The sequence below is a fragment of the Methylophilus sp. VKM B-3414 genome, assembly GCF_032248435.1.
GTDB classification, from domain to species: Bacteria; Pseudomonadota; Gammaproteobacteria; order Burkholderiales; family Methylophilaceae; genus Methylophilus; species Methylophilus glucosoxydans.
This window is the reverse complement of record NZ_JAVTLI010000001.1, coordinates 292,304-305,302: the sequence shown is the minus strand read 5'-3', so window position 1 is coordinate 305,302 and position 12,999 is coordinate 292,304. Positions and strand designations below refer to the sequence as shown.

The 12,999-nt window shown below is 52.7% G+C and carries 11 protein-coding genes; 3 read left to right on the top strand and 8 right to left on the bottom strand.

Annotated elements, in window-relative coordinates:
- Positions 1 to 82: 82 nt before the first annotated feature.
- From edd to Q9292_RS01375, 5 genes are all read right to left on the bottom strand, one after another.
- A complete protein-coding gene (gene edd, locus Q9292_RS01395) occupies positions 83 to 1,897 on the bottom strand; it encodes a phosphogluconate dehydratase (RefSeq protein WP_313983857.1) in 1,815 nt (604 codons plus the stop codon).
- 255 nt (positions 1,898 to 2,152) lie between these two features.
- On the bottom strand, positions 2,153 to 3,874 hold the full coding sequence (locus Q9292_RS01390) for a carbamoyltransferase (RefSeq protein WP_313983854.1): 1,722 nt from the start codon (positions 3,872 to 3,874) through the stop codon (positions 2,153 to 2,155).
- A gap of 37 nt (positions 3,875 to 3,911) precedes the next feature.
- On the bottom strand, positions 3,912 to 5,360 hold the full coding sequence (locus Q9292_RS01385) for a lipopolysaccharide kinase InaA family protein (protein WP_313983851.1): 1,449 nt from the start codon (positions 5,358 to 5,360) through the stop codon (positions 3,912 to 3,914).
- Positions 5,357 to 6,322, bottom strand: a complete 966-nt coding sequence (locus tag Q9292_RS01380; protein WP_313983848.1) for a glycosyltransferase family 9 protein — start codon at positions 6,320 to 6,322, stop codon at positions 5,357 to 5,359. The genes Q9292_RS01385 and Q9292_RS01380 overlap by 4 nt, the downstream gene beginning before the upstream one ends.
- A 6-nt stretch (positions 6,323 to 6,328) precedes the next feature.
- Positions 6,329 to 7,114, bottom strand: a complete 786-nt coding sequence (locus Q9292_RS01375; protein WP_313983845.1) for a lipopolysaccharide kinase InaA family protein — start codon at positions 7,112 to 7,114, stop codon at positions 6,329 to 6,331.
- Between the two features lie 116 nt (positions 7,115 to 7,230).
- Here Q9292_RS01375 and Q9292_RS01370 point away from each other — a divergent pair, with 116 nt between their 5' ends.
- A complete protein-coding gene (locus tag Q9292_RS01370) occupies positions 7,231 to 8,106 on the top strand; it encodes a lysophospholipid acyltransferase family protein (RefSeq protein WP_313983842.1) in 876 nt (291 codons plus the stop codon).
- A gap of 21 nt (positions 8,107 to 8,127) precedes the next feature.
- On the opposite strand, the gene Q9292_RS01365 is transcribed toward Q9292_RS01370, so the two are convergent.
- Together Q9292_RS01365 and Q9292_RS01360 are read right to left on the bottom strand one after the other, a co-directional pair.
- Complete coding sequence (locus Q9292_RS01365; protein ID WP_313983839.1) at positions 8,128 to 8,832, bottom strand: type 1 glutamine amidotransferase; 705 nt, start codon at positions 8,830 to 8,832, stop codon at positions 8,128 to 8,130.
- Positions 8,829 to 9,380 carry a pseudouridine synthase gene (locus tag Q9292_RS01360; RefSeq protein WP_194747155.1) on the bottom strand — a complete coding sequence of 184 codons (552 nt, stop codon included), beginning with the start codon at positions 9,378 to 9,380 and terminating at the stop codon, positions 8,829 to 8,831. Before Q9292_RS01360 ends, Q9292_RS01365 begins: the two co-directional genes overlap by 4 nt.
- Before the next feature lie 10 nt (positions 9,381 to 9,390).
- Between Q9292_RS01360 and icd the strand changes: the two genes are divergently transcribed.
- On the top strand, positions 9,391 to 10,629 hold the full coding sequence (gene icd / locus Q9292_RS01355; protein ID WP_409934460.1) for an NADP-dependent isocitrate dehydrogenase: 1,239 nt from the start codon (positions 9,391 to 9,393) through the stop codon (positions 10,627 to 10,629).
- 78 nt (positions 10,630 to 10,707) lie between these two features.
- Here icd and Q9292_RS01350 read toward each other — a convergent pair whose 3' ends face one another.
- A complete protein-coding gene (locus tag Q9292_RS01350) occupies positions 10,708 to 10,911 on the bottom strand; it encodes a cold-shock protein (RefSeq protein ID WP_013441419.1) in 204 nt (67 codons plus the stop codon).
- Between the two features lie 347 nt (positions 10,912 to 11,258).
- Here Q9292_RS01350 and pilB point away from each other — a divergent pair, with 347 nt between their 5' ends.
- On the top strand, positions 11,259 to 12,980 hold the full coding sequence (pilB, locus tag Q9292_RS01345; protein WP_313983824.1) for a type IV-A pilus assembly ATPase PilB: 1,722 nt from the start codon (positions 11,259 to 11,261) through the stop codon (positions 12,978 to 12,980).
- Positions 12,981 to 12,999 lie beyond the last annotated feature (19 nt).

The window sequence follows — 12,999 nt, the reverse complement described above, 5'->3', positions numbered from 1 at the left end:
AGCAAGACTAGGCGCAGGCGCGTAGACAGTACGAATAGTACGGCAAGCAAACTGCAACGACGTATTGCGACGCAATGTGCATTTACAACCAGGTAACGGCGCCTTCTTCTGCAGACAGCACATTCCTGCGCATGCCACCAAACAACTCACGGCCCAAGCCATGGGCGTTGTAATGCCGTTTGGCATCGCTCAGCTCTTCAGCCTCGCGCTCAGCCCAGGTGTCTTCATCAACCAGCACATTCAACTGACCGACGGTACCATTGAGGCGGATGATGTCACCATTGCGGATTTTGGCAATCGGACCACCCGCGCTGGCTTCGGGACTCAAGTGAATTGCAGCAGGAATCTTGCCTGAAGCACCACTCATGCGGCCGTCCGTTACAATCGCCACCCGGAAGCCCTTGTTTTGCAACACAGCAAGTGGTGGTGTCAATTTATGCAACTCTGGCATGCCGTTGGCTTTAGGGCCCTGGAAGCGCACGACAGCAATGAAGTCACGCTCCAGCTCACCGCGGTCAAACGCGGCCAGCAATTCTTCTTGCGCATCAAACACAATGGCTGGCGCCTCGATGATGTGACGGTCTTCAGGGACGGCAGAAATCTTGATGACGCTGCGGCCAAGGTTACCCTTGAGCAGACGCAGGCCACCGGACTCGTTAAACGGATGAGAAGCTGTGCGCACGATGGTTTCATCACCACTTTCGGCCGGGTAGTCTTTCCACACCAGCTTGTCCGCTTCTTTTTCCGGCTTTTTACCGTAATCGCGCATGCCGCCACCACTCACGGTGTAGACATCCGGATACATATAACCGCCTTCGATCAGTTCGCGGATCACAAAACCTGGCCCACCAGCTGCTTGGAATTCGTTGACGTCGGCCTTACCGTTTGGATAAACACTGGCCAGCAGTGGCGTACCTTTAGCCAGATAATGGAAATCTGTCCAGTCAATGATAATGCCCGCAGCACGCGCAACCGCTACCCAGTGAATCAAATGGTTGGTGGAACCGCCAGTAGCCAGCAAAGCCACCATCGCGTTCACGATCACATGCTCATCTACCAGACGGCCAATCGGCACGAATTTATCTTTTTTAGCGTTTTGCACTACCAAACGCACCGCTTCACGCGTCAAGTCTTCACGCATGCCATCATGCGGGTGGATAAAAGCCGCCCCTGGCACGTGCAAGCCCATGGCTTCCAGCAACATCTGGTTACTGTTGGCCGTACCGTAGAAGGTACAGGTGCCGGCACCGTGGTAGGCCGCAGATTCGCTGGCCAGCAGCTCATCACGGTCACACAGGCCTTGTGCATATTTTTCACGCACTTTGGATTTCGAGGTGTTATCAATCCCGGTGCTCATCGGGCCCGCTGGCACAAATACACAGGGCAAATGCCCAAAATGCAAGGCACCGATCAACAGGCCGGGCACGATCTTGTCACAGACGCCCAACAGCAATGCCGCATCAAACACGTCATGAGACAAGGCAATGGCCGTACTCATGGCGATGGTATCGCGGCTAAACAGGCTCAGCTCCATGCCAGGCTCGCCCTGGGTAATCCCATCACACATGGCAGGCACGCCACCGGCCACCTGCACGGTTGCGCCATGCTGGCGTGCTTCATCACGAATAATATCCGGATAGTTCACATACGGCTGATGCGCGGATAACATTTCGTTGTAAGCAGTGACGATGCCGACGTGTGTCGGTTTCTCGGCGTAAATCTTGAATTTGTCGTTTTGTGGCATGGCCGCAAACGCGTGTGCCACGTTGGCACAGCCCAAGCGGTCCGGGCCTTTTTCACGGTTCAGGTAATCATCAATGCGCTGCAAATACGCCTTGCGGGTCGGACGGCTACGCTCGATGATGCGTTCTGTTACTTCAATGTGAGATTGTTTCATTGACTATCGCTCAACTGTGTTTTAACTACCTGATGAACTATCCTGGTGAACTGCTTTGAACTTACTATTGCGTCACAGTATAGGGTGAAGATATATGAATCCAAACAGGCTCCCTACCCCCGATTATCTCCAAACTGCTGCACTACGTCAAATTGAATTACCCGAATCCAACATTTTTTCAGAGGATTCAATGACTTAAAACAATATACCTCTTTTTCGCGTAGTGCATTGACACTCATGGAATGTAGTCAGACATCAAGCAGATTTGGTCACCAGAATATCTTCCAGCATCAGATATTCCAGATCACAGCCATAAAACATATTCAAGGCATCGGTCGGGCTACAAATCATCGGTTCGCCGCGTCGGTTAAGCGAGGTATTGAGCACCACGCCATTACCACGCAGTTGCTCCAGATGCTCAATCAGCGCGTAGTAGCGTGGATTGGTGGCTTTGGTCACAACCTGCGCACGTGCCGTGCCGTCCTCATGGACCACTTCCGGAATGCGGTTTTTCCAGGCCGGGTTCACATCAAAGGTGAAGGTCATGTAGGGCGCCGGATGGTCGGTTTGCAGAATATCCTCCGCCACGCGGTCCAGCATGCTGGGGCAGAATGGCCGCCAGCGCTCACGGTATTTGATCTGGGCATTGATGCGGTCCGCCACGCCAGGAAAACTGGGATCGCCCAGGATACTGCGGCAACCCAGGGCACGCGGGCCAAACTCCATGCGCCCCTGGAACCAGGCGAGTGGATTCCCAGCGGCCAGCAATTCTGCCGCTTTAAGTGGGCCATCTTCTACACGGGTAAAAACAGGCTTGGACGGATGCGCTTCACAGGCGGCAATACACTCTTCATTGGTGTAAGAAGGCCCGAGGTAAGCGTGTTCCATTTTATGGATTTTTTCGCCCGCCAGGTGTGCAGCGTAAGTGGCTGCGCCCAGGCTGGTACCGTTATCGCCAGAAGCAGGCTGTACAAATAATTCTTTCACGTGTGGCAAGGCGATAATGCGCTGATTCAGTTTGACATTGAGCGCAACGCCGCCTGCCATCACAATCTTGCCGGTTTCGCGCAGAATATCGCCCAGATAATATTCAATCATCTGCAAAGCCAAGTCTTCCAGCAGCTTCTGTACACTGGCAGCGTAATGAATATACGGGTCGTCAATCTCGTCGCCCTCACGCTTGGGGCCTAGCCATTCAATCAGTTTGGGCGTGAAGTAGTAGCCTTTGCCATTTTCTTTGTAACGGCGCAAACCGACCACATTGACGTATTCGGTGTTGATGATGAGCTCACCGTTTTCAAACTTGGCCAGGCGGCTCAAATCATATTTGTTCGGGTCACCATAGGGCGCCATGCCCATGACCTTAAATTCACCATCCAGCATCTCAAACCCAAGAAACTCGGTGATCGCGCCATACAGGCCACCCAGTGAATCCGGGTCATAGAATTCCTTGATTTTGTGAATCTTGCCATGTTCGCCATAGCCAAAAAACGTGGTGGCATATTCCCCTTTGCCGTCAATGCCGACAATGGCGGTTTTTTCCTTGAAGCCACTCAGATGGTAAGCACTGGAAGCATGTGCCAGATGGTGTTCAACCGGCACATATTTGGCTTTGCTCAACCCGAGTTCTTCCATCAATTTGAGCGATTTGTCGCGGTTGCGACGGAAACGGCGGTTGCCATTAAAAATGGCATCCAGTGCACGGTCTGGCGCGTACCAGTAGCGCTTGGCGTAATGCCAGCGCGCAGCCGACATCAGCGGAATTTCACCATAAGGGAAAGCCACGATATCGACTTGTTCAGGGGAAATGCCCGCCTGTTTCAGGCAAAACTTGGCCGCTTCGTAAGGCCAGTGATTTTTGGCGTGCTTGTCGCGGATAAAGCGCTCTTCTTCTGCCGCAGCGACAATTTTGCCATCTACCAGAATGGCAGCCGAAGCATCATGCCCCAAGGCACCGGATAAACCTAACACAATCATGCAGAAACTCGCGTAACGATCAAATCAATCGAATGGATTAAATGGAAATGCCCGCCAGGGTGAGTGGCGTATGGTCTGGATAAACCGTTTTAAATCTATCCACCAGCGCATTATACAGTGAACTATCCGGTTTCCAATTTTGCAGCAGCCGCCGCAGGTCGCGTGCATGTGCGCGCAAGGCCATTTGCGCACAGTGATGCTGGCGCATGCTGTCGAGATCAATCACCACGATCTGGCCTTGATCGGTGACCTGCAAATTGCTGCCTTTGAGGTCGCCATGCGATATTTTGAGCAGATACCACTGATAACAAAGCATGACCAATTGCTCCACCACCTGCGCCTCAAGCGCAGGATCGCGAGACTGCTGAAAAAAGGTCAGCACATCGGGCCAAGGGCTAAATGCAGAGACAAAATACGCGCGGCCACGCAGCCCGCAGTAACGGCGTTCGTACATCAACATGGGTTGCGGGGTCAGCATGCCGTAGTATTGCAGGCGGTGTGCATTTTGCCACGAGGCGGCCGCCCGGCTGGGCCGCCAGGCCCGGCTCAAGGCATGCCAAGCATTTTTAATGTTATAGCGCTTGATCACGACAGGCTGATCTTGCAACTGGGTATGTCCTACGGTGCAGGTGTTGCCCGCCTTCAGGGTCTGCCCCACATGCATGGCCACTTCCAGCGCAGGCAAGTCCGTGGGATGCAATCCGCCAGCGGTACTGACCGCCTGCACACTTTGAGCCGTCTGTTGCCAGGTCACATCGCTACAGGTTCGGAAAATTTTACGCGTGACATAGTGTTCCACCTCACGCGTCTTCATCTGTTGCCCCCAGGCCAATACTTGTGCAGCGGTGAGGCTGCGCGGCCAGCCGCGTGCATGCAAATAGACATCCAGTAGCCGTTGCGTCCACTGCATCTGATCCAGTACCTGCAACTTCGAAATCAACTCAGCGAGTTGCAGGTGCGCCTGTTTGCGGCTCAGTGTTCGCTGACGGATCCCATCACCATCAATGGCCCAGACCACGCCTTCTGCCAATAAAAAATTCTTTAAATGCAAATCGGTTTGGCACAATCCTGCGACATGCTGTGCTGCCAAAGCCTCTACCAGCAGCGCCAACAAAGCATATCTGCCCTCTGCAGGCTCTACCGAATAAGCCTCTGCGGCATTGACCGCATTGGGAACAGCAGCATAAATCAATGCGGCTAGCAGCTGGGTGCCGTCATGCAGCGTGCCTTGCCATAACAAGGCTGGCGTACGGATGCCCGCAGCCAGCATGCGGCGCACGCCGTCCGCATCCCGCGTGGCGTAACGTGACGCTTCTTTGCCCGCAAACAGCTTGGCATAGATCGCCTGACCGTCCCAAGTCCCCCGCAACACCCAGCGCCGCTGCTTGAGCACGCGAACCAGTGCGTCCAGTTGCAAAGGCGCTTGGGCATCTATGGCGAATGCAAGGCGCAATGGCCCCGGCGAAGTAAACTGGCACAGGCTCATGCTTGCGCAGGTCGTCCTAACAGCAAGAGCGCCTGCTGCAATACTTCTTGCGGACGAATGTCCGCCATGCTGTCTTTTTTGATCAAATGCCGGTTGGCGCGTTGTGGATAAGGCCCGGTCAACAAATGATTGGTCGGGCCAAATAGCCCCAGCATCGGCACTTGGGCGGCAGCCGCGACGTGAAATACACCACAATCATGTGAGATAAACAGATTGGAGCGCTCCATCAGTTGGCGCAAGTCTGCCACCGTGGTTTTACCTGCGAGGTTAATACTGTTAGGCACCGCCTTGACAAATTTCTTTGCCAGAAAGGCTTCATTGCTGGTGCCGGTAATCACCAGTCGTACGCCCGGGATGGCTTTTACCAGCAATTGTCCCAATTCAATATAGGCATCAATCGACCACAGTTTTTTATCATCGGCACGCCTGGCGTAAAAAAACTTCCAGCCATGCAATAGCGTGGTGCCACAGCCCAGGTGAATATTGATCACGGTGTCTGCAGACTGCACCTCAAAGCGTGATAACAAGCTCACCTGACCTGGCGCGCTGTAGATTGCATAGCAACGGTCTTCATCGGTGATTTCAATCTGGCGCTGTAACTGCTGGCTCAACCATTGCTGGCAAAAGGCTAGCAGTTGTTCGGCATAATGCACATCAGCTTTATCGATGGTCGCCAGTTGCAGGCGCGGATCATTAAAAGGCAGCTTTTTGAGCGCATTTTTATTAAACGCCAGTACCGCGTCATAGTCTTGCGCGAGCTTATTGACGCGGCGGAGACTACTGGTCACCCACAGATTGTTGATGGCCGGGTTGTGTTCAAACACCTGTGCGCTCAGGGCATTCAGCGCGACTACATCAATGCGTGCCTGTGGCAGATGCTTGCGCAAAAACCGGATAGCCGGCGTACAGAAGATATTGTTGCCCGTGCTACTCGATGTCAGTATTAACAGTGAATTAACCATGTTTCATTATCTCTTGTTTAAACGCTTCAATCCCCAGCGCAGCCACCACCAGCCGCAGCGTTGGTAACACTGGCCATGCTCGCTTGCATAGGCTTGATACAGCTGATACAACAGGCTGTCCGGCCAATCCTGCAAACGGCTCATGAATTGCCGCAAATCCCGCAAGCGTTGCCAGGCTGGCAGCCACATATGCTTGGCTTTTTCGAGATCAATGAATGCAATCTCATAAGCGGCAGACGTTTCATGCTCAGGCAGCGCGCGGGCAAACAGGTGCTTGGGGTATAGCGCCCGATGCTGTATGCCCGCAGCGTGCAATGTTTTTAAGGCCTGTGCGACAGCGATCAGCAACGTCGGATTGGCAGTCATATTGGCCGCCGTGCAATACGGAGTGAGCTCTTCATAGCCTTGTAGTGCCTGCGTGGCCAGGATGGCCTGACGGCCCGCTGGCACATCGCGCACGCCCGCGTAAACCACCTCGGGCACCCTCACCCCCTGCGCCCGTAAATACTTGAGCATGTCATATTCAACCATAAAGGTCGGCAAGCCACGCCAGGGATAGCGCCAGCTAAAGCGGGTATGGTTCTGCTGGCGTTTCACATACAGTTCAACCAGTTGATGGTCAGCACATGGCAATTGCCAGCGCCCGACCCCACTCCAACCGCCTCTTTCCAGATTGGGTGGCTCCAGCCAGGCAATCGCCAGTTGCCACCAGGCATCAAAGTGGTCCATGCGCTGCGCAATCAGGGCATCTCGGACACGGGCCTCTTCAGTTTGAATCTCACTTATTTTCAAAATTAATCAGCGAATAGACGGGTTAGCAAACGACGATTTGTTAATATGGCAGGATTAGGGGGTGGATTTTAACAGAATGCACCCTGAGTGCGATTTTCCACGAGGCAGATTTTTTGATGTTGGTGTTTTTTTGCAAATGGCTTTCAAAGTTACCCTTAAGCTACGTCCACCGTCTGGGCGCGGTGATTGGTCGATTAAGCTGGCATCTTGATCAAAAAAGTACCGGCATCGCTATCGAGAATATTCACCAAAGTGGCCTGTGCAAAGACAAGGCAGCTGTTCAGCAACTGGCCAAAGATAGCCGGATAGAAGCCGGTAAATCCCTGATGGAATCGCTGTTTATCTGGGGTGCCCCGCAATCCGGCTTGCTGCCACTGGTAAAAGCGACGACTGGCTGGCACTTGGTTGAAGCAGCACAACGTGCGGGTAAAGGCCTGATTTTTCTCACACCACATCTGGGTTGCTTTGAGATCACCTCTATTTATTATGGCAGCCAGCACCCGATCACCGTGCTCTACCGCCCCCCAAAACTGACTTGGCTGGAAGGCCTGCTACAAGAAGGCAGGCAAAAAGGCCAGGTTGCGCTGGCGCCCGCCAACGCCGCCGGGGTCAAAAAATTGCTGCAAGCGCTCAAACGCGGGGAAGCCATTGGCATTTTACCTGACCAGATTCCGCGAAATGGTGAAGGCGAATGGGCCGATTTTTTTGGCAAACCGGCTTATACCATGGGACTGGCCAGCAAACTGGCCGTGAAATCAGGCGCAACGGTCATTATGGCGTTTGGTGAACGCCTGCCCGCTGGCGAAGGCTTTCATATCCATCTGTCCAAGGTTGAAGACATACAGACGCCCGCACTGCTGAACCAGGCGATTGAGCGGCAGGTATCCCAATGCCCGGTGCAATACCTGTGGCTATACAACCGTTACAAACAAAGGCGTTATGCCATGCAAAAACTGCAGCCTAAACAGAGCGGCATGGAGGACGAGCACTAACTCGCCCATGCGAAGATGGCGCTAGACCAGGCCCTGAATCCAGCGGCTATACACCTTGTCGGCGACCGCGTGCAAGACGTCGCAATCCTCGCTCACTTTTGCCAGCATGGTCTCTGCAGACTGAACCGCTGGGCTGGCGGCCGACGTGGCAATATCATTTTTCCATTGCTCGGTCCAGACCTTGATCATTTCCGGAGTCATTTCAATATGGCATTGCAAACCGATGTGTTTGCCCATGACATATGCCTGGTTGATGCAATACGGGCTGGATAGCACGTGTGTTGCCCCTTTCGGCACCGAAAACGTTTCGCCATGCCAGTGAAAGCTGTTAAACACTTGCAAGTCACCAAACCAGTCTCGTGCGGCAGGATCGTCTGCCACCTGCACTTGCCCCCAGCCTATTTCTTTGACCGGGTTTTTACTCACCACACCGCCCAACGCCTTGCTGATTAACTGCCCTCCCAGGCAGTGCCCAAGCAAAGGGACATCTTTTTCTACTGCCTGGCGAATCAATTGGAGTAAAGGCGGAATCCAGGGCAGGTCATCGTTGACACTCATGGGGCCGCCCATCAACACAATGCCACTATATGCCTCGACTGAGTTAGGCACGGGCTCGCCTTTATCAATGCGCACCTCGCACCAAGGAATGGCATGCTGCGCTAAAAAAGTGCCCAAATAACCAGCACCCTCGCAGCAAGCGTGCCTGAATACCACCACCTGTTTCATGACATTACCTTCTTATAACTGACTTCCTGATATTGCCCAAGCAAGATTCCGTCCAATGTGTAAGGCCCAATCGCATAACGGATCAGGCGCAGGGTCGGAAAGCCGACGTGCGCGGTCATCCGCCGTACCTGGCGGTTTTTGCCCTCACTGATTTTAATCTCCAGCCAGGTGGTCGGGATCTGTTTGCGCGCCCGAATAGGCGGGTCACGCTGCCATAAATGGTCAGGTTCATCGATGATTCTGACCTGCGCCGGCTGCGTGACAAAATCGCCCAAATCGACGCCGCGCAGCAATGGCATCAAATCTGCTTGTGTAGGAGCGCCTTCCACTTGCGCCCAATAGGTTTTGACCTGTTTGTGCTTGGGATGGCTCAAACGATGTTGTAATGCGCCATCATCGGTTAGAATAAGCAATCCCTCAGAATCGGTATCTAACCGCCCGGCGGCATAAACGTTGGGAATCGGAATATAGTCCTTGAGCGTCGGGTGTTTTTCATGCGCAGTAAACTGGCATACGACGTTAAAGGGTTTGTTAAACAGTAATAACATGGAAAGTGCTATGTCTAAAATCAAGGTGCCCGCCACTGGCAGCAAAATCACCGTCAATGCTGATAATACCCTAAATGTTCCTGACCAACCTATTATCCCGTTTATCGAGGGCGATGGCATCGGCGTTGACATCACGCCCCCCATGATCAAAGTTGTGGATACTGCGGTTGAAAAAGCCTATGGCGGCAAACGCAGGATTTCATGGATGGAAGTCTATGCCGGTGAAAAATCCACCACGCTGTATGACAAAGACACCTGGTTGTCTGACGAAACCATGGCCGCACTCAAAGACTATGTGATTTCAATCAAAGGTCCATTGACGACTCCGGTTGGCGGCGGCATTCGTTCACTCAACGTGACCTTGCGCCAGGAGCTGGACTTGTACGTGTGTCTGCGCCCTATCCAGTATTTCACAGGCGTGCCCAGCCCGGTCAAACACCCTGAAAAAACCGACATGGTGATTTTCCGTGAAAACACCGAAGACATTTATGCCGGCATCGAATGGGCGGCTGGTACCGAAGAAGTGAAAAAAGTCATCAACTTTTTGAGCGATATGGGCGTACGCAAGAAAATCCGTTTCCCGGAGGCGTCTTCCATCGGCATCAAGCCAGTCTCTATCGACGGCAGCAAACGCCTGATCCGCAAAGCCATTCAATACGCGATTGATAACAACCGCAAATCAGTCACGATCACCCACAAGGGCAACATCATGAAGTTCACCGAAGGTGGCTTCCGTGACTGGGGCTACCAACTGGCTAAAGAAGAGTTTGGCGCGGAACTGATTGACGGCGGCCCATGGTGCAAATTGCCGAACGGCATCGTCATCAAGGACTGTATCGCCGACGCCTTCCTGCAAGAGATTCTGTTGCATCCTGAAGATTACGATGTTGTCGCTGCACTGAACCTGAATGGTGACTACATGAGTGATGCGCTGGCAGCCCAAGTCGGCGGCATTGGCATTGCCCCAGGCGCGAACTTGAGCGACACCGTTGCCATGTTTGAAGCTACACATGGTACCGCGCCTAAAATCGCCGGTAAAAACCTGGCCAACCCGAGCTCCCTGATCTTGTCAGCCGAAATGATGCTACGCCACATGGGCTGGGTGGAAGCCGCAGACCTGGTGTTGAACGGTGTGGCCAAGGCCATTGCCAGCAAACGTGTGACCGGCGACTTCAGCAGCCAGATGGAAGGCGCGACGCAAGTGGGCACCGCTGAGTTTGGTGACGAGATTATCAAACAGATGGCGTAAGCAGACACGCAAGGCCCAGCATAAAAAAACGGCTCGCTATGGCGAGCCGTTTTGTATTTTTTACCCCTAGAACAAAAATTATGCTTTTTGTATATTGGAGGCCTGCTTCCCTTTTGGACCTTCAGTCACATCAAAGGATACGCGCTGACCTTCTTTCAAGCTTTTGTAACCAGATTCAACGATTGCGGAGAAGTGCGCGAACAAATCGTCACCACCATCATCCGGAGTAATGAATCCAAAGCCCTTAGAGTCGTTAAACCACTTTACGGTACCTGTTGCCATTTTACTTCCTTACTTTTTTACTTAACAGGGAGGCGCCCCCAAAAGTTTGTCTCAAGTACTCCAGTCGCAATAAACAAGCTTTGCTTTACTTAAAGACGGCCACAAAAAACCTGAACCCAAACGCCTTAAGGATTTATAAGTGAGCATAATTTAAAAGTCAAGACTATTTTTGTATCTTTTGAGTTAAGTCAAGAAAACTCCCTAAAATTTGCACAAAAGCTGCATCAGAACGCGTCTTTTCTACGATTTGAATCCCGCCTAGACCCCATATACTGAGGTAGAAAGTATTGTTATATCAGTCGATTAAACGGCGTATTTAAGGATTTTGGAAACAGACACAGAACGCTATGGCCACACTGGAAAGCACAAAAAAACTGGGCGGCATGGCCCGCATGCTGGTGCAATCTTCGCTGATGAGTGAAGAAGAAGCGGCCACCCTGCAAGAAAAATGTCAGAGCCAAAAAGCCAGCTTCCTCGCCGCGACGCTGGCACAAAAGAAAATCTCGCCCAAAGAAATCGCGCTCTCTGCCTCACAAGCGTTTGGTTTTCCTTTTTTTGACCTGGATGCGCTTGAACAGAATCTGCTGCCTGACAAAGGCATTGATATCAAACTGATGCAGTCGCATCGTGTGCTGCTGCTGCAACAAAAGGGCAATGTAGCCTATATTGCCCTGTCTGACCCGACCAACCTGCATGCGCTGGACACCATCCAGTTTCAAATGGGTGCAACCTTGTTCCCGATTGTGGTGGAAGATGACAAATTGGGCAAATGGATAGATAAAATTGTCGAATCCAAAGACACCAGCATGTCTGCACTCAATGCCAGCGGGGATGATTTTGATCTTGGCCTGGAGGAAAGCAGCGAAGAGCCAGAAGCGGATATCATGCAGGAAGTCGATGATGCCCCTGTGGTCAAGTTCCTGCAAAAAATCTTGATGGACGCCATTAATATGGGCGCGTCTGACTTGCACTTTGAGCCTTATGAAAAATTTTACCGTATCCGCTTTCGCGTCGATGGCGTGTTAAGGGATATGTCGCAGCCCCCGCTGGCCATCAAGGAAAAGCTGGCTTCACGCATCAAGGTGATTTCTAATCTGGACATCTCGGAAAAAAGAATTCCGCAGGATGGCCGCATGAAGCTGATCCTGTCGAAAACACGCGCAATTGATTTCCGTGTCAGCACCTTGCCACTGATCCATGGCGAAAAAATTGTCATGCGGATTCTGGATCCTTCCAGTGCCACGCTGGGCATTGAAGCGCTCGGCTACGAGGCACCACAACAGGAGGCGCTACTCAAGGCCATTCACCGCCCATACGGTCTGGTACTGGTCACCGGGCCCACCGGTTCGGGTAAAACCGTCTCGCTGTATACCTGTCTGAATTTACTCAATGATCCCGGCGTCAATATCTCTACCGCAGAAGATCCGGCCGAAATTCCGCTGGCGGGCATTAATCAGGTCAACGTCAATGACAAACAGGGGCTGACCTTCGCCGCAGCCCTTAAATCCTTTTTGCGTCAGGACCCGGACATCATCATGATTGGTGAGATCCGCGACCTGGAAACTGCAGATATGGCCATCAAGGCCGCATCGACCGGGCATATGGTGCTGTCCACCCTGCATACCAACGATGCGCCCACTACCCTCTCCCGTTTGTTAAATATGGGAGTCGCCCCCTTCAATATTGCCTCTGCCGTGACGTTAATTACTGCACAGCGTCTGGCAAGACGGTTATGCAAGCATTGCAAAGTGCCGCTGAATGTCCCCAAGGAAGCACTATTGAAAGTGGGCTTTACCGAAGCTGATCTGGATGGCAGCTGGCAGTTATACGGTGCCAAACCAGGGGGCTGCGAACATTGCAACAATGGCTACAAAGGACGGGTGGGGATTTATCAGGTGATGCCGATCACCGAGGAAATCGCGCGCATCATCATGTCTCACGGCAACGCCATGGACATTGCCGCGCAGGCCAAACGCGAAGGCGTGAAAGATCTGCGCGAGTCTGGCTTGCTCAAGGTTAAACAGGGACTCACCTCGATTGAGGAAGTCGAAGCAGTCACCAACGAGTAACACGGGTAGGCATTCACTT